Origin of the sequence: Streptomyces sp. NPDC005263 (genome assembly GCF_042872365.1) — a bacterium.
GTDB lineage: Bacteria > Actinomycetota > Actinomycetes > Streptomycetales > Streptomycetaceae > Streptomyces.
On the sequence record NZ_JBIAKJ010000002.1, the window covers coordinates 546,569 to 565,385 of the forward strand.

The 18,817-nt window shown below is 70.3% G+C and carries 22 protein-coding genes; 10 read left to right on the forward strand and 12 right to left on the reverse strand.

Annotated elements, in window-relative coordinates:
* The first annotated feature begins 55 nt into the window (after positions 1-55).
* Positions 56-526, forward strand: a complete 471-nt coding sequence (locus ACFYRY_RS09740; RefSeq protein WP_389141962.1) for a protein phosphatase — start codon at positions 56-58, stop codon at positions 524-526.
* Here the strand turns inward: ACFYRY_RS09740 and ACFYRY_RS09745 are convergent.
* From ACFYRY_RS09745 to ACFYRY_RS09760, 4 genes are read right to left on the reverse strand one after another with little or no spacing between them, the layout of a single operon-like run.
* Positions 523-1,422 (reverse strand): biotin-dependent carboxyltransferase family protein, encoded by a 900-nt coding sequence (locus tag ACFYRY_RS09745; RefSeq protein ID WP_389141964.1) that lies wholly within the window; start codon positions 1,420-1,422, stop codon positions 523-525. The two genes, ACFYRY_RS09740 and ACFYRY_RS09745, sit on opposite strands and share 4 nt — an antisense overlap.
* Positions 1,419-2,048, reverse strand: a complete 630-nt coding sequence (locus ACFYRY_RS09750; RefSeq protein ID WP_389141966.1) for an allophanate hydrolase subunit 1 — start codon at positions 2,046-2,048, stop codon at positions 1,419-1,421. The genes ACFYRY_RS09745 and ACFYRY_RS09750 overlap by 4 nt, the downstream gene beginning before the upstream one ends.
* A complete protein-coding gene (locus tag ACFYRY_RS09755) occupies positions 2,045-2,809 on the reverse strand; it encodes a LamB/YcsF family protein (protein WP_389141968.1) in 765 nt (254 codons plus the stop codon). The genes ACFYRY_RS09750 and ACFYRY_RS09755 overlap by 4 nt, the downstream gene beginning before the upstream one ends.
* Positions 2,810-2,867: 58 nt before the next feature.
* Positions 2,868-3,662, reverse strand: a complete 795-nt coding sequence (locus tag ACFYRY_RS09760) for a putative hydro-lyase (protein WP_389141970.1) — start codon at positions 3,660-3,662, stop codon at positions 2,868-2,870.
* A 157-nt stretch (positions 3,663-3,819) separates the two neighbouring features.
* Between ACFYRY_RS09760 and ACFYRY_RS09765 the strand changes: the two genes are divergently transcribed.
* Complete coding sequence (locus tag ACFYRY_RS09765) at positions 3,820-4,512, forward strand: GntR family transcriptional regulator (protein ID WP_389141972.1); 693 nt, start codon at positions 3,820-3,822, stop codon at positions 4,510-4,512.
* Here ACFYRY_RS09765 and ACFYRY_RS09770 read toward each other — a convergent pair.
* Positions 4,505-5,779: an MFS transporter gene (locus ACFYRY_RS09770; protein ID WP_389141974.1), complete on the reverse strand. Its 1,275-nt coding sequence runs from the start codon at positions 5,777-5,779 to the stop codon at positions 4,505-4,507. The two genes, ACFYRY_RS09765 and ACFYRY_RS09770, sit on opposite strands and share 8 nt — an antisense overlap.
* A gap of 145 nt (positions 5,780-5,924) precedes the next feature.
* On the reverse strand, positions 5,925-6,398 hold the full coding sequence (locus ACFYRY_RS09775) for an ATP-binding protein (protein WP_389141976.1): 474 nt from the start codon (positions 6,396-6,398) through the stop codon (positions 5,925-5,927).
* A gap of 340 nt (positions 6,399-6,738) precedes the next feature.
* Between ACFYRY_RS09775 and ACFYRY_RS09780 the strand changes: the two genes are divergently transcribed.
* The 6 genes from ACFYRY_RS09780 (at position 6,739) to ACFYRY_RS09805 (ending at position 11,846) form a co-directional block, all read left to right on the forward strand.
* Positions 6,739-8,130, forward strand: a complete 1,392-nt coding sequence (locus ACFYRY_RS09780) for an acyl-CoA carboxylase subunit beta (protein WP_389141978.1) — start codon at positions 6,739-6,741, stop codon at positions 8,128-8,130.
* 91 nt (positions 8,131-8,221) lie between these two features.
* Positions 8,222-8,437, forward strand: a complete 216-nt coding sequence (locus ACFYRY_RS09785; RefSeq protein WP_389141980.1) for an acyl-CoA carboxylase subunit epsilon — start codon at positions 8,222-8,224, stop codon at positions 8,435-8,437.
* Positions 8,438-8,655: 218 nt separating this feature from the next.
* On the forward strand, positions 8,656-9,105 hold the full coding sequence (locus ACFYRY_RS09790) for a peptidase inhibitor family I36 protein (RefSeq protein ID WP_389141982.1): 450 nt from the start codon (positions 8,656-8,658) through the stop codon (positions 9,103-9,105).
* Positions 9,106-9,110: 5 nt separating this feature from the next.
* Positions 9,111-10,028, forward strand: coding sequence for a hypothetical protein (locus tag ACFYRY_RS09795; RefSeq protein WP_389141984.1), 918 nt, complete (start codon positions 9,111-9,113; stop codon positions 10,026-10,028).
* Positions 10,029-10,225: 197 nt separating this feature from the next.
* Positions 10,226-10,972: a DNA repair protein RecO gene (recO, locus tag ACFYRY_RS09800; protein ID WP_356769627.1), complete on the forward strand. Its 747-nt coding sequence runs from the start codon at positions 10,226-10,228 to the stop codon at positions 10,970-10,972.
* Between the two features lie 34 nt (positions 10,973-11,006).
* Positions 11,007-11,846, forward strand: a complete 840-nt coding sequence (locus ACFYRY_RS09805; protein WP_389141986.1) for an isoprenyl transferase — start codon at positions 11,007-11,009, stop codon at positions 11,844-11,846.
* A gap of 100 nt (positions 11,847-11,946) precedes the next feature.
* Here the strand turns inward: ACFYRY_RS09805 and ACFYRY_RS09810 are convergent, their stop codons facing one another.
* From ACFYRY_RS09810 to ACFYRY_RS09825, 4 genes are read right to left on the reverse strand one after another with little or no spacing between them, the layout of a single operon-like run.
* Positions 11,947-12,357, reverse strand: coding sequence for a Fur family transcriptional regulator (locus tag ACFYRY_RS09810; protein WP_389141988.1), 411 nt, complete (start codon positions 12,355-12,357; stop codon positions 11,947-11,949).
* 59 nt (positions 12,358-12,416) lie between these two features.
* Positions 12,417-13,319, reverse strand: coding sequence for a metal ABC transporter permease (locus tag ACFYRY_RS09815; RefSeq protein ID WP_389141990.1), 903 nt, complete (start codon positions 13,317-13,319; stop codon positions 12,417-12,419).
* Entirely contained in the window at positions 13,319-14,107 is a 789-nt protein-coding gene (locus tag ACFYRY_RS09820; RefSeq protein WP_389141992.1) for a metal ABC transporter ATP-binding protein, read from the reverse strand. Before ACFYRY_RS09820 ends, ACFYRY_RS09815 begins: the two co-directional genes overlap by 1 nt.
* Positions 14,104-15,063 (reverse strand): metal ABC transporter substrate-binding protein, encoded by a 960-nt coding sequence (locus ACFYRY_RS09825; RefSeq protein WP_389141994.1) that lies wholly within the window; start codon positions 15,061-15,063, stop codon positions 14,104-14,106. Before ACFYRY_RS09825 ends, ACFYRY_RS09820 begins: the two co-directional genes overlap by 4 nt.
* A gap of 198 nt (positions 15,064-15,261) precedes the next feature.
* On the opposite strand from ACFYRY_RS09825, the gene ACFYRY_RS09830 reads away from it, so the two are divergent.
* Together ACFYRY_RS09830 and ACFYRY_RS09835 are read left to right on the forward strand one after the other, a co-directional pair.
* Positions 15,262-16,644 carry a glycine--tRNA ligase gene (locus tag ACFYRY_RS09830; RefSeq protein WP_389141996.1) on the forward strand — a complete coding sequence of 461 codons (1,383 nt, stop codon included), beginning with the start codon at positions 15,262-15,264 and terminating at the stop codon, positions 16,642-16,644.
* Positions 16,645-16,726: 82 nt separating this feature from the next.
* A complete protein-coding gene (locus ACFYRY_RS09835; RefSeq protein WP_389141998.1) occupies positions 16,727-17,335 on the forward strand; it encodes a LysE family translocator in 609 nt (202 codons plus the stop codon).
* Between the two features lie 29 nt (positions 17,336-17,364).
* Here the strand turns inward: ACFYRY_RS09835 and ACFYRY_RS09840 are convergent, their stop codons facing one another.
* Both ACFYRY_RS09840 and ACFYRY_RS09845 read right to left on the reverse strand, forming a co-directional pair.
* On the reverse strand, positions 17,365-18,507 hold the full coding sequence (locus tag ACFYRY_RS09840; RefSeq protein WP_389142000.1) for a serine hydrolase domain-containing protein: 1,143 nt from the start codon (positions 18,505-18,507) through the stop codon (positions 17,365-17,367).
* Positions 18,508-18,608: 101 nt separating this feature from the next.
* Positions 18,609-18,815 (reverse strand): hypothetical protein, encoded by a 207-nt coding sequence (locus ACFYRY_RS09845; RefSeq protein WP_389142002.1) that lies wholly within the window; start codon positions 18,813-18,815, stop codon positions 18,609-18,611.
* Positions 18,816-18,817 lie beyond the last annotated feature (2 nt).

Sequence of the window (18,817 nt, forward strand, 5' to 3'; positions counted from 1 at the left end):
ACCGATGCGGCGGATTCGGTTGCCCGGGATCCGATACCGGGTTCGAATGGTTGCCGTGACGAGCGAAGCGGGCGGGGACAGCCGACAGGACCGGGAGCCGTGGGGCGAACGGGCCCCCGGTGTACTGCGGTTGCCGTCCGGGCGGCTGGTGCGGGGCCGGGGCCTGCGGCGTCCGCTCGACCCGGGCGCGCCGACACCGTCGTACGGCGTCTACCTCCTCGGCAAGCAGCCGCCCGAGGTCGCCTGGGAGTCCCGCTGGATCCGCTGGCCCGACTTCCGGCTGCCGGCGGACCGGGACGCCGCCCACGCGATGCTCACCGAGGCCTGGGCGCGGGCCGCCGACGAGCGCGTCGAACTCGCCTGCGGCGGCGGCCGTGGGCGTACGGGGACGGCGCTGGCGTGTCTCGCGGTCCTGGACGGCGTACCGCCGGAGCAGGCCGTCGCCTACGTCCGCGAGCACTACGACCGGCACGCGGTGGAGACGCCGTGGCAGGCGCGTTATGTCCGACGGTTCCGGAAGGGCTAGCTGTGCCGGTGCCTCGCACGCGGCGCGCCGTTGCGTAGCGGTACGAAGCGGACGGGGAGGCCCGGCGGGGCCTGGGCCGCGGCGGACAGATGGGTCTCCGGCACCACGCCGATGACGGGGTATCCGCCGGTGGTGGGGGAGTCGGCGAGGAAGAGCACGGGCTTGCCGTCGGGCGGCACCTGGACCGCGCCGAGCACCATGCCCTCGCTGCGGAGTTCACCGTCCACCGCTCGTTCCAGGGCGGGGCCGTTCATCCGCAGCGCGACGCGGTTGCTGCGGGGAGACACCGAGAAGCGGCCCGCCGCCAGGGTGCGCACCGCGGCGGCGGTGAACCAGTCGTCGCGCGGGCCGAGCAGCACCGGGAGCACCAGTTCACGCGGGGGCCCGTCCCACAGGGCCAGGTGGTGCGGGGGCGGGCCCGCGCCGGCCGGTTCGCCCAGCGGCAGGATGTCACCGTCCTTGAGGGGGGCGGGGCCCAGCCCGGACAGCAGGTCGGTGGAGCGGCTGCCGAGGACCGGGGGTACGGCGACGCCTCCGCTCAGGGCGAGGTAGCAGCGCAGCCCGACGGTGGCGGTGCCGACGTCGAGCACCGCCCCGGCCGGCAGGCGGACGGGGCTGCCCCAGGCGGCCGGCCGGCCGTCGACGCGTACCGGGGCGGGCGCCCCGGTGACGGCCACGGTCACCGGCCGGGTGGCGCGTACGGCCACGCCGGTCAGGGTGGTCTCCAGGGTGGCGGCGTCGGCGGGGTTGCCCACCAGCCGGTTCGCCAGGCGGTGGGACGGCTGGTCCAGGGCGCCGGAGCGGGGTACGCCGAGAGCCGCGTGGCCGAACCGTCCCTGGTCCTGGACGGTGGTCAGCGCGCCGGCCCGCACCACGTCGACCTTGCCGTCACTCATGCGTCCACCTCCTCGGTGAGAGGCACGAAACGCACCCGGGTGCCGGGGACGAGCAGGGCCGCCGGCTGCCGCTCCAGGTCCCACAGCGTCACCGAGGTCCGGCCGATCAACTGCCATCCGCCCGGCGAACTCCGGGGGTAGATGCCGGTGTAGTGGCCGGCCAGGGCCACCGACCCGGCCGGCACCGAGGTGCGCGGCTCGGCCCGGCGCGGCACGACGTACGGCTCGCCCAGACCCGTCATGTACGCGAATCCCGGGGCGAAACCGCAGAACGCCACCCGGTGTTCGGCGCCGCTGTGCACCCGCACCACCTCGTCCGCGCTGATGCCCCACAGCTCGGCGACCAGGCCCAGGTCGGCCCCGTCGTACCGGACGGGTATCTCCACCAGCTCGCCGCTGTCGGCCGCCGGCGGGGGTGCGGACCAGTGGCGCAACTCCGCCTGGAAAGCGGGCAGATCGCGCACCCCGTACAGCAGTACGGTCTTCTCGCCCGGCACGATCTCCCGCACCGGCGCCAGGGCGCCCGCGCCGATGCGGCGCAGCAGTTCGGCGTGCCAGGCCTGCGCCTCGTCCGGTCCGTCCAGATCGACGAGCAGCGAGTCCTGCCCGACCGGCAGCAGCCTCATACGAACGCCTCCAGAGCGACTCCCGCGTCCCGCAGTGCCGTGCGGACCCGCAGCGCGAGGTCGACCGCCCCGGGGGTGTCGCCGTGCAGGCACAGCGACCTCGCTCGGATCTGTACCCGCTCACCGGTGAGTGCGGTGGTGTGGCCGTCACGGGCCAGTGAGACCGCCTGCCGGACCACCTGAGCGGGGTCACTGAGCACGGCGCCCGGTACGCCGCGCGGGACCAGGGTGCCCGCCGCGGTGTAGGCGCGGTCCGCGAAGGCCTCGCCGACCACGGCCAGCCCTTCTTCGGCGGCCGCTCGGTGCATGGCCGAGTCGGGCAGACACAGCACGGCCAGCCCGGAGTCGGCGTGCCTGGTGCCCGCCGCGACGGCGGCGGCCTGTTCGGGGTCGGAGACCACCCGGTTGTACAGCGCCCCGTGCGGCTTGACGTAGGCGACGTCCGCCCCGGCGGCGCGGGCGAACACCTGGAGGGCGCCGATCTGGTAGGTGATCTCGTCGGCCAGTTCGTCGGCGGGGACGTCCATGGCCCGGCGCCCGAAACCGGCCAGGTCCCGGTAGGAGACCTGGGCTCCGATCCGCACTCCCCGCTCGACGGCCGTGTCACAGACCCGGCGCATGATGCCGGGATCGCCCGCGTGGAAGCCGCAGGCCACATTGGCGCTGGTCACCAGCTCCAGCATGGCCTCGTCGTCGGTGAGGACCCACCGTCCGTAGCCCTCCGCGAGATCCGCGTTGAGATCCATCACGACGTCTGTCATCCCTGGTGCCTGTTCTCCTCGCGACCGCACATGTCCCCTACCCATCACTCGGCCCCCGTCACCCGACGCGGTAGTCGCTGTCCCGCGCGTCCGTGATCAGCATGTATCCGGGCGCGTGGGTGAGGGCGAAGGGCGGCCGCGACGCCATCAGGGCGGCCTGCGGGGTGACGCCGCAGGCCCAGAAGACCGGGACGTCACCGGCCTCGGCCTCCACCGGGTCGCCGTAGTCGGGACGGGTGAGGTCCTTGATGCCGAGGATCGTGGGATCCCCGGTGTGCACCGGCCCGCCGTGCACCGCCGGCATCCGCTCGCTGACCCGGGCCGCCCTGTCCACCAGGCCGGCCGGGATCTGGCGCATCGACACGACCATGGGGCCGTGCAGCCGCCCCGCCGGCCGGCAGGCGCGGGAGCTTCGGTACATCGCGACGTTGCGTCCCTGGTCGACGTGGCGCAGTGGTACGCCCGCCTCGGCCAGGGCGGTCTCGAAGGTGAAGCTGCATCCGATCAGGAACGTGACCAGGTCCTCGCGCCAGTGACCGACGACGTCGGTCGGCTCGTCGACCAGCCGGCCGTGCTCCCAGACCCGGTAGCGCGGCACGTCGGTCCGCAGGTCGGCGCCCGGGGCGAGTGACGTGGACCACGAGCCGGGGTCCGTGACGTCGAGCACCGGACAGGGCTTGGGGTTGCGCTGGCAGAACAGCAGCACGTCGTAGGCCCAGTCGGCGGGCACCGTGATCAGATTCGCCTGGGTGAAACCCCCGCACCAGCCGGTGGTCGGCCGACTCGTGCCGCTTCGGAACAGGTCCCGGGCCCGAGCGGGGCTGAGGGCTGAGGGCTGGACAACGGTTTCCACCGGCGTTTCCTTTCGACAGAGGAAGCCAAGGACGAGATACCCGTCCACGACCTCAGGCTAGAGTATTGTTGAACAATCCGACAAGGGCCGTGTTGTTTCATCCCCGAGTTTTCGGTTGACTGGCCCCCGGAGCTTGGTGACGGGGAGGACCGAGAAGATGGCTGCCGAACTGGATCCGGCCGTGCTGGTGGCGGATCGCGTCCTGCTGGGGCGCTCCAGTACCGCCGAGCGGGTCGCCGACATCCTGCGCACCCGCATCTCGGAGGGTCATCTCGCGCCGGGCAGCAAGCTCTCCGAGGACACCATCGGCAAAGCGCTCGGGATCTCGCGCAACACCCTCCGAGAGGCGTTCCGGCTGCTCACGCACGAGAAGCTGCTGGTCCACGAACTCAACCGCGGGGTCTTCGTCCGGAAGCTCACCGTCCAGGACATCAGCGACATCTACCAGGTGCGCCGGCTCATCGAGTGCTCGGTGGTCCGCCACCTGGGCAACCCGCCCTACGATCTGGCCGGGGCCGAGGTCGCGGTCGCCGAGGCCGGACAGGCGGCCGAGGAAGGCGACTGGCTCCAGGTCGGTACCGCCAACACCCATTTCCACGGCGCGGTGGTGGCCCTCGGTCACAGCGTCCGCCTGAACGAACTGATGCGTGGGGTGCTGGCCGAACTGCGCCTGGCCTTCCACGCGATGGGCGGTCTGCGGGGGTTCCACGAGCCCTACCTGGCGCGCAACCGGGACATCCTCGCGGCCCTGCGGGCCGGCGCCACCGTGAAGGCGGAGCTCCTGCTCGCCGACTACCTCGACGACGCCGAGCAGGAACTCGTCCGGACGCACTCCGGGCACCTCAGGTGAGTTCGGTGCCGCGGGTCTCCGGCAGCCCCAGGAGGGCGACCAGGGCGACGCCGTAGCCGATGACCCCGTAGATCAGGGCGCCGCCGACGCCCGCGCTGCCCGCGGTGAAGCCGACCGCGGTGGGGAAGAAGGCGCCGAGGGCGCGGCCGACGTTGTACGTGAAGCTCTGGCCGGTGCCCCGGACCGCGCCCGGGTACAGCTCGGCCAGGAAGGCGCCGAACCCGGAGAATATGGCGGAGGCGCAGAATCCCAGGGGGAAGCCGAGGAAGAGCAGCGTGGTGTTGGCGCCCTGCGGGATGTTGATGTAGGTCAGCAGCAGGGCGGCGCTGAGCACCGCGAACAGGGCGAAGGTCTTCTTGCGGCCGAGCGCGTCGGTGATGTAGCCGGCGGCGAGGTAGCCCAGGAAGGCGCCGCTGATGAGCATGAAGAGGTAGCCGCCGGTGCCGACCACGGTGAGGCCGCGCTCGACCTTGAGGTAGGTGGGCAGCCAGGTGGCGATGGTGTAGTAGCCGCCCTGCACACCGGTGGCGAGGATCGTCGCGAAGAGCGTCTTGCGGGCGAGGCTGCCCTGGAAGATCGACGACAGCGGGACCCGCGGTTCCTTGCTCGCCAGCCGCTCGGTCACCTCGGGGGCGTCCTTGATGTTGCGGCGCACGTACACCAGCAGCAGCGCGGGCAGGGCGCCTGTCCAGAACATCACCCGCCAGCTGATGGAGGGGTCGAGGTTGTCCATCACGACCGTCGACACGATCACGGCGAGGCCCCAGCCGACCGCCCAGGAACTCTGGATGAACGCCAGTACCTTGCCGCGGTAGCGGGACTTGGCGTACTCGGCCACCAGGACGGCCCCGGCCGCCCATTCACCACCGAAACCCAGGCCCTGGAAAGCCCGGGACACCAGCAGCATCGGGTAGTTGACGGCGAAGCCGCACAGCACGGTGAAGACCGCGTAGGTGGCCACCGTGATCATGAGCGTCTTCACTCGGCCGACCCGGTCGATCAGCAGGCCCGCCAGAATGCCGCCGAGCGCGGACACCAGCAGCGTGACCGTGGTCAGCAGGCCCGTCTGCGCCGTGGTGAGGCTGAAGTAGGCCGACAGGGCCACCATGCTGAGCGGGAGCACCTGGAAGTCGTAGGCGTCGAGGGCGTACCCGCCGAACGCTCCCTTGAAGGCGCGACGCCCCTGCGGGGAGAACGACCGGTACCAGGCGAAGCGGCCGGTCGCGTCCTCGGCGACGGCTGGGGAGCTGGTGGGTGTGGTTGTCATGGAGACCTCACCGGGAGGAGGGAAGAGAGCGGAGGTGGCTGGTGATGGGTCGGTCCATCCCGTGTCTCCAGCCTCTGGGGAGACCGGCCATGCACGCGGGCCGGTCTCGATGTGGGGAACAACTTAGGGATTGTTCAACGATCCCTCAAGAGGAATGGGGTGATTTTCTGCGTGGAGGTTTCGTGCCGGGCGTGCCTGGCGTACCGGGCGTGACGGTCAGGGGGCGGCCGGACATCTCGACCCACACCACGAAGCCGTGCGGCAGGCGCCGGGCGCCCCAGTGCGAGGACAGCGCCTCGACCAGCGGCAGGCCGCGACCCCCGCAGTTCAGGCCGTCCGTGGATGTGCGCGGTGCGGGGGTGTCGCCCCAGCCCCGCCCGTGGTCGCCGACCTCGAGGCGCACCACATCGGCGGCGCCGTCGCCCGGTACGCGCCGCAGTGCGTGCCAGACGGGACCCGACCCGTGGCAGACCGCGTTCGTGACGAGTTCGGAGACGACCAGCGTCGCGTCATCGACCACCTGGGGCAAGCCCCAGTCGGTCAGCTGCGCCGAGACCTGCCGGCGGGCCGACCGGGCGGATTCGGGGACCGGGGGAAGGATCCACCTCGCACGATCCATGGTGTCGACACCCACGGCGGCCGCTGTCGTCCGAGGTGCAGGGAAGGGAGACATCTTTACCCCACGGGAGCGGAGGAGTGAAACCGGAGGACATCGGCCGGACGGGGCCAGGAGGTAGTCCCAGCCGCGTCGCGGCCTCCGCCTATCTGTATCCACCAAGAGAATCGTTCAACAATCCTCACAAATTGATACCCCTGCCTGAGGTCTCCGTCAATCCCCCTGCCTGAAAGAAGTCGGCCGTGCGACCCGAGGGGGATGCGGCTGACGCCCGATCGATGCCCGGCCATTGAAGGATCGTTCAACAATCTCTAGGCTCTAGGGCACTCTCAAGGACAGGAACATGCGGATGACCGTGGACACCGAAGCCGGCAGCGCCCGCGAGCGGGTCGAGTTGCTGCTCGATGAAGGCTCCTTCGTCGAGTTGGACGCCGTGGCACGTCGCCGCCCCGACAGTGTCGTCACCGGTTACGGCACGGTCGACGGGCGACCGGTCGCCGTCTTCTCGGAGGACGCGGCCGCTGTCGGAACCGTCCTCGACGAGTTCTCCGGCGCGAAGATCACCAAGGTGATGGACCTCGCCCTGAAGACCGGATGCCCGCTCGTCTCCATCCATGGCTCCGACGCCGACGCCGACGCCGACGCCGACGCCGACGCCGACGTGGGCGCTGGCGCGGTGGGCGTCCAGGCGGAGATCGTCCGCCGTACCGTGCTCGCCTCCGGAGTCGTCCCCCAGATCGCCCTGGTCGTGGGGCATGCGGATCGCGCGGCGCAGGCCTCGGCGATCAGCGACTTCGTGGTGACGAGCGACCAGGCGTCGTACCTGTCCCTGACCGGACCCGAGGCCGTCGAGGCGGCCACCGGGGAACGCGTCGGCCTCGAAGAGCTCGGCGGTGCCAGGACCCTCAGCACCGTGTCCGGCATCGCACACCACCTGGCGCACGACACGAACGACGCCATCGAGTACGTCAAGGAGCTGCTGTCCTACCTCCCCTCCAACAACCTGGAGGATCCCCCAGCCGACCCGGAGAGCCGTACGGACGATGTCGACGCGGAGCTGCGGCCGCGGCTGGACTCGGTCGTTCCCGACACGGCCAACCAGCCCTACGACATGCTCCAGGTCGTCGAAAGCGCCCTGGACGACGACGAGTTCCTGGAGACCCAGCCGCTCTTCGCCCCCAACATCATCACCGGCTTCGGACGTGTCGAGGGTCACCCCGTCGGCGTCGTCGCCAACCAGCCGCTGCGCCACGGCGGTTGCCTGGACATCGACGCCTGCGAGAAGGCCGCGCGCTTCATCCGCACCTGCGACGCCTTCAACGTGCCGGTCCTGACCTTCGTCGATGTGCCCGGCTTCCGTCCCGGCACCGACCAGGAGTGGAACGGCCTCGTCCGTCGCAGCGCCAAGCTGACCTACGCCTATGCCGAGGCCACCGTGCCCCTGATCACCGTCCTCACCCGCAAGGCCCACGGCGGCGCCTACGACGTCATGGGCTCCCGACACCTCGGCGCCGACCTCAGCCTCGCCTGGCCCACGGCTCGCATCGCGGTGCCCGGACCACGGCTCGGCCCCGAGGACACCTTCCTCGACCCCGACGCGGCGTGCGAGCACGGCTGCGTGGACGCCGTGATCATCCCGTCCCGGACCAGGCAGCACATCGTCCGAGGCCTGCGAGCCGTGCGCACCAAGCGCGAGACGCGGCCGGGCAGGAAACACGGCAACGTCCCGCTCTAGAGGTCGCCTGGGTCGCTGGACCCGGCCCGGGCGCCGCTTCTGCCCCAGCCCATCGCGAGGCGACCTCCACGTCCCCTGCAAGGAGCCCACCATGTCCCAGCCCCTCGTCACCGTTCTGCGCGGGCGACCCACCGCCGAAGAACTGGCCGCCGTCATCGCGGTGTTCCAGGCCCGGGCCGCGGCCGCACCACTCCCCGTCGAGTCGCTCCCCGTCGAACCGCTCGCCAGGCCCAGGCCGTCCGCCTGGAACGACCGCGCCTCAGCCATCGAAATGCGGCGCCTGCCCAGGACGTTCCGGTACGCGTGACGCGGCGCTCGGCCGCGGTGGGTGGCTCTCGACCGTGACGCACCGGTGCCCGCCGACGGCTCCAAACGTGATGATTCGGCCGGAATGAATTCCTCCGGAAAACAGCGTCAAAAAAAGCCAATTCCCGTACGAATCAAGGGTTGTTACGATCAAGCGCTTTCGCGGCGAGGAACTCGCGCGCCGCATCATCCGTGTCCGACCAGCACAGGAGATTCGTCATGCGTATGCGCCGCAAGTTCGCCGCTTTCGGCCTCACCGCCGCCGCCACCGCGGGCCTCGTGCTCGGTACGGCCCCGCAGTCCCAGGCCTCTGCCTCGCTCACGTGTCCCGACTCCGAGACCTACTGCATGGTCTTCTACTACAACAGCGGTACGGCGGGCTCGAGAACCGTGTTCCGGGGCTTCGACCACTACAGCCTGAACGGCTACACCTTCCTGGGTGAGGGGGCCGGAAAGGGCCAGGCCGTCAAGAACAACGCCGCCTCCGCGGCAAACCTGGCGCCGTACAACCTGGTCATCTACTACAACAGCAACCTCGCGGGCGCCTGCGACGCCATCCCGGCGTTCAAGAGCACCGACAACGGCCCCGGCGGACGCCTCCAGAAGACGTACAACAACAACGCGTCCTTCGGGTACGGCCGTTACGACGGCGACTGCTACAAGTTCTGATCCGCGTGCGACGCCTGGCACCCGTCTGCCTGGCCCTGGCCGCCGCCCTGCTCGGCTGCTCCTCCGGGAGCGGTTCGGGCGAGGGCGGCGGCCCGGCCGGGGCGGCCAACACCCCTACCGCGTCCGGCGGTCCGACGACAGAACGGCTGGTCACGTACGCCAACCGCCTGCCGATGGCCCGCTACAGCTACTCGGTCGCCGAGAACACCGTGATCGAGTCGGCCCAGCACGTCCTGACGCGGCGCTGCCTGAAGACGTACGGCATCGCCTACGAGCCGCCGGAGCAGGCCCCGGACGCCCCCCGGCCCGCCGACCGCCGCTATGGGCTGTCGAGCGCGAGCGAGGCGGCACGCTTCGGCTACCACCCGAACCGGGACGCCGCCCAACTACCCGAAGGGCCACGCCTCTCCAAGGACGACCTCACGGTGTTCTACGGCAATCGGGGCGTGCCGCAGGGCAGCGGCGAAAGGCTCACGTACAAGGGGAAAGAGGTACCGGACGACGGCTGCTTCGGCCAGTCGGTCTCCAAGCTCTCCAAGGAGTACGACGATCCGGCCGGCGCGGCGGTCGCGAGCCGCATCGCCAACGAGAGCTACCAGGACTCCCTCGCGGACCCGGCGGTGAGGGAAGGATTCCGGAAATGGTCCGGGTGTATGCGGAGTGCCGGATTCCGGTATTCCTCTCCGATGGACCCGCTGAACCTCGCCGCGTTCCAGGGGGACGAGATCTCCGCGAAGGAGAAGCAGACCGCGACCGCGGACGTGCGCTGCAAGGAGGAGACCGGCCTTCTCGCCATCTGGTTCAAGGCGGAGACCGACATCCAGAAGGCGGACATCAAGAAGAACTCCGAGGCCCTGGAGGACCTGCGCACGGCCCATCACGAAAAGGCGGAGGCGGCCCGCCGCATCGTCACGGAAGGCTGAGCCGGACCTCGGGTGCCTGACGTGGGGCGTCGGTCATCCCTTGGTCGAAGCACCAGTACGCGGGCGTCCCGGTGCCGCGACGCCGCGGCGACATCGGCCGCTCCGCGGCGGGCGGCACGGTCGCCGTGCGGCGTCGCCGGGGTATCCGCTGCCGACTCGCAACACGGCGCCCGCTCGCCGTAGGCGAGAATGGGCCCATGAGTCTGTTCCGCGACGATGGCATCGTGCTGCGCACCCAGAAGCTGGGTGAGGCGGACCGGATCATCACCCTGCTCACGCGTGGTCACGGACGGGTACGGGCCGTGGCGCGGGGGGTCCGCAGGACCAAGTCGAAGTTCGGGGCGCGGCTTGAGCCCTTCTCCCATGTCGACGTGCAGTTCTTCGCGCGGGGCAGCGAACTGATCGGGCGCGGGCTGCCCCTGTGCACCCAGAGCGAGACCATCGCGCCGTACGGGGGCGGGATCGTCGCGGACTACACGCGGTACACCGCCGGGACGGCCATGCTGGAGACCGCCGAGCGGTTCACCGACCACGAGGGCGAGCCGGCGGTGCAGCAGTACCTGCTGCTGGTCGGGGCGCTGCGGACACTCGCCCGCGGCGAGCACGCCCCGCACCTGGTCCTGGACGCGTTCCTGCTGCGCTCGCTCGCCGTCAACGGGTACGCGCCCACCTTCAGCGACTGCGCGAAGTGCGGCATGCCCGGGCCGAACCGGTTCTTCTCGGTCGCGTCCGGAGGGTCGGTCTGCGTGGACTGCCGGGTGCCCGGGAGCGTCGTACCGTCGCCGCAGACCCTGGAACTCCTCGGGGCGCTGCTTACGGGAGACTGGGAGACCGCGGACGCGTGCGAGCCGCGGCACGTGCGGGAGGGGAGCGGGCTGGTGTCCGCCTATCTGCACTGGCATCTGGAGCGCGGGCTGCGCTCGCTGCGGTACGTGGAAAAGTAAGCGCCGAAAGCAGTCAGAGGGAGACGAGAAGCACATGGCCGTACGCGGGATCCTGGGGCGCCAGCGCCGCGAGTACAAGACGCCGGAACCGCACCCGTCCGGAGCCCGTCCGCCGAAGCTCCCGGGCGAGCTGGTCGCGAAGCATGTGGCGATCGTCATGGACGGCAACGGACGCTGGGCGAAGGAACGCGGACTGCCCCGCACCGAGGGCCACAAGGTCGGTGCCGAGCGGGTGCTGGACGTGCTGCAGGGCGCGATCGAGATGGGCGTCGGGAGCATCTCGCTGTACGCCTTCTCCACGGAGAACTGGAAGCGCTCGCCCGACGAGGTGCGCTTCCTGATGAACTTCAACCGGGACTTCATCCGCAAGACCCGGGACCAGCTCGACGCACTCGGGATCCGGGTGCGCTGGGTGGGGCGGATGCCCCGGCTGTGGAAGTCCGTCGCCAAGGAGCTCCAGGTCGCCCAGGAGCAGACCAAGGACAACGACAAGCTGACCTTGTACTTCTGCATGAACTACGGCGGCCGGGCCGAGCTCGCGGACGCCATGCAGGCCATCGCGGAGGACGTGAAGGCCGGGCGGCTCGACCCGGCGAAGGTCTCCGAGAAGACGATCCAGAAGTACCTGTACTACCCGGACATGCCGGACGTGGACCTGTTCCTGCGGCCCAGCGGCGAGCAGCGCACCTCCAACTACCTTCTCTGGCAGAGCGCTTACGCCGAGATGGTCTTCCAGAACGTGCTGTGGCCGGATTTCGACCGGCGGGACCTGTGGCGGGCGTGCGTGGAGTTCGCCTCCCGCGACCGGCGCTTCGGTGGTGCTATCCCGAACGAGGAGCTGCTGGCCATGGAGGGCAAGCAGGAGGAGGCCTGACAGGCGCCCGATGTCGCTGCTGGGGGGTGGGTGCGCAGCCCGGCGCCGCGGGGTGCCGCCGCGCCCACCCGTGCCGCCCCAGCGGCACGACTGCCCGCAGCTAAGCGGCAGCGCACTCCTCGCAGGTGCCGAAGATCTCCACCGTGTGGGCCACGTTCACGAAGCCGTGTTCGGAGGCGATGGCGTCCGCCCACTTCTCCACCGCCGGGCCCTCGACCTCGACGGCCTTGCCGCAGACCCGGCAGACCAGGTGGTGGTGGTGCTCGCCGGTGGAGCAGCGGCGGTAGACGGACTCGCCGTCGGAGGTGCGCAGGACGTCGACCTCGCCGGCGTCGGCGAGCGACTGGAGCGTGCGGTAGACCGTGGTCAGCCCGACGGAGTCGCCCTTGTGCTTGAGCATGTCGTGGAGGTCCTGCGCACTGCGGAACTCGTCGACCTCGTCGAGCGCCGCCGCCACGGCGGCCCGCTGCCGGGTCGCGCGGCCCTTCACTGGCGGTCCAGCGGTCGTCACCGGTTGCCTCCTCACGTCTGCGCCTGCCGGGCCATTGTGCCAGCCCGGCCTGTCACCGGTCAGACGCCGACCTTCCCGTCGGGCTCACGACTGGCCGGAATCACGCACTCCGCCGGGTCCCCGGCGGGCTGCCGGGCGGCGAGGGCCCGCGCGCGGCGCCGGGCCAGCGGGGTCGCCAGCACGGTCAGCGCGATGAACGCCCCGATGGTCAGCAGCACGATCGTCGCGCCGGGCGGTACGTCCTGGTAGTACGACGTGACGGTGCCGCCGATCGTGACGCTCACGCCGATGGCGACGGCGACCGCGAAGGTCGCCGCGAAGCTGCGGGTGAGCTGCTGGGCCGCCGCCACCGGCACCACCATCAGCGCCGACACCAGCAGCAGGCCCACGACCCGCATGGCGACCGTCACCGTGACCGCCGCGGTGATCGCCGTCAGCAGGTTCAGCGCGCGCACCGGAAGACCGGTGACCCGCGCGAACTCCTCGTCCTGGCTGACCGCGAACAGCTGGCGGCGCAGGCCCACCGTGATCAGGAGCACGAACGCCGCGAGCCAGCAGATCGCGGTCACGTCCGCCGGGCTCACCGTCGACAGGGAGCCGAACAGGTACGACATCAGGTTCGCGTTGGAGCCGCCCGGCGCGAGGTTGGTGAACATGACGCCGGCGGCCATACCGCCGTAGAAGAGCATGGCGAGGGCGATGTCACCGCGGGTCTTGCCGTACCAGCGGATCAGCTCCATCACCACGGTGCCGAGGACGGAGACCGCCATCGCCATCCACACCGGGGAGGTGGACAGCAGGAAGCCGAGGCCGACGCCGGTCATGGCGACGTGGCCGATGCCGTCGCCCATGAGGGCCTGGCGGCGCTGGACGAGGTAGATGCCGACCGCGGGGGCGGTGATGCCCACCAGGACGGCGGCGAGCAGGGCCCGCTGCATGAAGGCGTAGTTCAGGAGGTCCATCAGCTCAGCAGTCCCGTCCGGATGGGTTCGGCGTCGTGAGCCGCGTGCGGGTGTACGTGGTCGTGGCCCGGCAGGGCGTGCTGGCCGAGGGCCTGCGGGGGCGGGCCGTCGTGTGTCACGCAGCCGTCGCGCAGGACGACGGCCCGGTCGATGAGGGGCTCCAGGGGGCCCAGTTCGTGGAGGACCAGCAGCACGGTCGTACCGGACGCCACCTGGTCGCGCAGCGTCTCGGCGAGGACCTCCTGGCTGGCCAGGTCCACGCCCGCCATCGGCTCGTCCATGATCAGCAGTTCGGGTTCGGCGGCGAGGGCGCGGGCGATCAGCACCCGCTGGTGCTGGCCACCGGACAGGGCGTTCACGGAGTCCTTGGCGCGGTCGGCCATGCCGACCAGGTCCAGGGCCCGGCGTACGGCCGCGTGGTCGGCCTTGCGCAGCACCCCGAAACGGGCCCGGGACAGCCGGCCGGAGGAGACGATCTCGGTGACCGTGGCGGGCACGCCGCCCGCGGCGGTGGTGCGCTGCGGTACGTAGCCGACCCGCGCCCAGTCCCGGAAGTCGCGGCGCGGGGTGCCGAACAGCCTGATCTCGCCACCGGCGAGCGGCACCTGGCCGATGACGGTGCGGATCGCGGTCGACTTGCCGGAGCCGTTGGCGCCGAGCAGCGCGACCACCTCACCGCGGTCCACGGTGAGGTCGATGCCGCGCAGGACGGGGCGCGAGCCCAGCTCGGCACGGACGCCGCGCAGGGACACGACGGGCTCGCTCACGAGGTCCTCCGTAGGGGTCATCGGGCGCCCAGTGCGGTCCGCAGCGCCTTGAGGTTGGACTCCATCACCTGGAAGTAGTCGTCGCCCTTCGACTTGGACGTGATGCCCTCGATCGGGTCGAGGACATCGGTCCTGAGGTGCGAGTCGGCGGCGATGGTCTTCGCGGTCTTGTCGCTGACGAGCGTCTCGTAGAAGATCGTGGAGACGCCGTCGGCCTTCGCCATCTTCTCAAGGTTCTTGACCCGGTTCGCGCTGGGCTCCGACTCGGGGTCGAGGCCGCTGATGGCCTCCTCGGTCAGGCCGTAGCGCTCGGCGAGGTAGCCGAAGGCGGCGTGCGTGGTGATGAAGACCTTGGTCTTCGTGTTCGTCAGGCCGTCCTTGAACCGGGTGTTCAGGGCGTTCAGCTTCGTGACCAGGGCGGCGGTGTTCTTCTTGTAGTCGGCCGCGTGGTCCGGGTCGGCCTTCTCGAAGGCCTTGCCGACGCCCGCGGCGACCTGGGCGTAGCGCACCGGGTCGAGCCAGATGTGGGGGTCGAGGCCGGCCAGTTCCTCGTCGGCGTGGTCGTCGTGCTCGGCCGCGTGGCCTCCGACCTCGTTGCCGTGTTTCTCCAGGGTGGTGAGGGAGGTCGCGTCGATCTTGGTCTTGATCTCGGACTGGGCCACCGCGTCGTCGACGGCGGGCTGGAGGTTCTTGAGGTAGAGCACCGCGTCGGACTCCTGGAGCTGCGCGGTCTGCATGGCGCTGATCTCCAGGTCGTGCGGCTCCTGGCCGGGCTTGGTGAGGTCGGTGATGTGCACATGGTCCCCGCCGATCTCCTGGGCGAGGAACGCCAACGGGTAGAACGACGCGACGACGTCGAACTTGTCCGTGTTGCCCGCGGCGGCGCTGTCGGTGGAGCAGGCGGAGAGGGTGCCGAGACCCAGCGCGGTGACAGCGGTCACGGCGGCCGTGGGTATGAGACGACGTCGTACGTTCATGACAGTCATTTTCAACTAACCTGGAAATGATTGTCAACAAGTCGGCCGGAAGGAAGCTGTCGGAGGCCGGAGCCGGGACCGATTTGATTGGAGGGGAGCCCTCGCCGGTAACCTGAAGCATTCGCCGAGAAGCAATGCTCCGAAGCACGTTCTGAAGCATCTAGCTTTGTCGCCCGTCGTCGTAATGAAGAGAGCACCGTGGCCGCCGACAAGATCGACACCATCGTCAGCCTGAGCAAGCGCCGTGGCTTCGTATTCCCCTGCAGTGAGATCTACGGCGGACAGCGCGCCGCCTGGGACTACGGGCCGCTGGGTGTCGAGCTCAAGGAGAACCTCAAGCGCCAGTGGTGGCGCTACATGGTGACGTCGCGCGAGGACGTCGTCGGTATCGACTCGTCCGTGATCCTGGCCCCCGAGGTCTGGCAGGCATCCGGTCACGTCGCCACCTTCACGGACCCGCTCACCGAGTGCACCTCCTGTCACAAGCGGTTCCGCGCGGACCACCTGGAAGAGGCCTACGAGGCCAAGCACAACCGTCCGCCGGAGAACGGCCTCGCGGACGTGAACTGCCCCAACTGCGGCAACAAGGGCCAGTTCACCGAGCCCAAGCAGTTCTCGGGTCTGCTCTCCACCCACCTCGGCCCCACCCAGGACAGCGGCTCCGTCGCCTACCTGCGTCCCGAGACCGCGCAGGGCATCTTCACCAACTTCGCCCAGGTGCAGACCACGTCGCGCCGCAAGCCGCCGTTCGGCATCGCGCAGATGGGCAAGTCCTTCCGCAACGAGATCACGCCCGGCAACTTCATCTTCCGCACCCGCGAGTTCGAGCAGATGGAGATGGAGTTCTTCGTCAAGCCGGGCGAGGACGAGACGTGGCAGGAGTACTGGATGGAGCAGCGCTGGAACTGGTACACCGGCCTGGGCCTGCGCGAGGAGAACATGCGGTGGTTCGAGCACCCGAAGGAGAAGCTCTCCCACTACTCCAAGCGCACCGCAGACATCGAGTACCGCTTCCAGTTCGGCGGCAACGAGTGGGGTGAGCTGGAGGGCGTGGCCAACCGCACCGACTACGACCTCGGCGCCCACTCCAAGGCCTCCGGCCAGGACCTGTCCTACTTCGACCAGGAGGCCGGCGAGCGCTGGACGCCGTACGTCATCGAGCCCGCGGCCGGTGTCGGCCGCGCGATGCTGGCGTTCCTGCTCGACGCGTACATCGAGGACGAGGCGCCCAACGCCAAGGGCAAGCTGGAGAAGCGCACGGTGCTGCGCCTCGACCCGCGGCTGTCCCCGGTGAAGGTCGCGGTGCTGCCGCTGTCCCGCAACCCGGAGCTGTCCCCGAAGGCCAAGGGCCTCGCCCAGGCGCTGCGGCAGAACTGGAACATCGACTTCGACGACGCCGGCGCCATCGGCCGCCGCTACCGTCGCCAGGACGAGATCGGCACGCCGTTCTGCGTGACCGTCGACTTCGACACCCTGGACGACAACGCGGTCACCGTCCGCGAGCGTGACTCGATGAAGCAGGAGCGGGTGTCGCTGGACCAGATCGAGGGCTACCTGGCGAGCCGCCTGATCGGCTGCTAGGACGTCCACTGCTTGATTGGCCCTTGATACGGGTGCCCCTGTGGACCTGTATCAAGGGCCGACGCATGTCCAGGGTGAACGCATGAGCATCGCGTTCCTGCTGACCACCCTTGTCGTCGTCGTGACGCCCGGTACCGGGCTCGTCTTCACCCTGGCCGCCGGGCTCTCCCGCGGCCGCCGCGCGAGTGCCGTCGCCGCCTTCGGCTGCACACTGGCGATCGTGCCGCACGTGCTGGCCACGGTCACCGGCCTCGCGGCCGTCCTGCACGCGAGCACGACCGCGTTCCAGATCCTGAGGTACGCCGGTGTGGTGTACCTGCTGTACATGGCGTGGGCCATGCTGCGCGACCAGCGCGCGATCGACCTCGACCAGAGCGCCCAGCCGTCCGGCACCGGCGAAGTGATCGTCCGGGCGGTACTGATCAACGTCCTCAACCCCAAGGTGACGATCTTCTTCCTCGCCTTCCTGCCCCAGTTCGTCAGCGCCGACGAGCCGTACGCGATGGGCCGGATGCTGATGCTGGGCGGGGTGTTCATGCTGGTGACGTTCGTCGTGTTCGTCGCGTTCGGGCTGCTCGCGGCGTCCGTGCGCCGTCACGTGATCTCCCGTCCGCGCGTGATGACCTGGCTGCGGCGGAGCTTCGCGGGGTCCTTCGTGGTGCTGGGGGCGAGGCTGGCGTACGGCGGCTGACCGTCGACAGGCTGGTTTCGCAACCGGCCCTAACCCGCCGCGGCCCGCCAGAAGTCCCGCATCAGGTCCGTCGGGGTCGGTCCCCGCATGCCCAGCTGGGTCAGCAGGATGGTGACCGTGCCGGTGGGCGGGACGATGTGGGCCGTGGTCCCGGTGCCGCCGACCCAGCCGTAGCGGCCGGGGACGTTCCAGGGGGCGACCGGACTTACGTCGACCGAACCGCCGTAGCCCCAGCCCTGGTCCTCCATGAAGAGGGCGCCGAGCTCCCGTTGCCGCGCGGTGAGGTGGTTGGTGGTCATGCGGCTCACCGAGGTGGCGGACAGGAGCCGGCGCCCGTTCGCCGTGCCGCCGGCGAGCAGCATCCGGGCGAAGGCCAGCCAGTCGTCGGCGGTGCCGGCCAGACCCCCTTGGCCGGACGGGAACGCCGGGATCGCGCTCCAGCCGCCGTCCGGGGCGTCCAGGAGCTGTGGAACGCCGGTCGCGTCGACGCCGTAGTAGCTCGTGAAGCGGTGCCGTTTCGCGGCCGGCACCTCGAACGCCGTGTCCTTCATGCCGAGCGGCTCGAAGATCCGTTCCGCCAGGAACTCCGGGAGCGAGCGCCCCGACGCACGGGCGACCAGGATGCCCTGCAGGTCGGAGGAGGTGCCGTACAGCCACGCCTCGCCCGGCTGGTACAGCAGCGGCAGCCGGGCCAGCTCGGCCAGCCAGGTGTCCGGATCCGGGTAGGCGCTCAGGTCGCGACCGTCCCGCTGCACGTCGAACAGCGCATGGACCGCGGGCAGCGAGAAGTCGGACGGGAAGCCCCAGCCGGTGCGGGAGCTGAGCAGGTCCTCGACCGTGATCGGGCGGGCCGCGGGAACCACGTCGTCCACGGGGGCGTCCGGGGTCCGCACCACGACCGGTTTCGACAGCTCCGGCAGCCACTCCTCGACCGGGTCGTCGATCCCGAACAGCCCGTCCTCCACCAGCATCAGCACGGCCGCCGCCGTGATCGGTTTGGTGATCGAGGCGATCCGGAAGATCGAGTCCCGGGCCATCGGAGCGGTGCCCTCGAGGTCCACGCCACCGACGGCCACCACCTCGACGTCGTCGCCGCGTGCCACCATCCCGACGGCGCCGGGTACCGTTCCGTCGTCCACGTGCCGTTTCAGGGTCGTGTGCAGCTCGCTCATCGCTGGGCCTTCCGGTTCGGGGGACCGTCGTACGTACGACCTCCCTCGCGGCGAAAAGTCATCGGCGCGGACCCCGACATCGTCGGAGTCGGCCCGGGATGTCAGGTCGCCGCCGGATCCACCGTCGCCTGGTGGGCCTGAGCGAGATGCTCCTGCGCCTTCAGCCAGGGCAGGAACTGCGCCGACTGCCGCCAGCCGCAGGTGTCACAGCTGATCGTCCGCTGAATTCCCGCCCGCCGCACCCGCACGACGTGTTCGCGCCCGTGCTGGTCCCAGCGGCTCACCTTGCTTATGTTGCTCTCCAGCATGC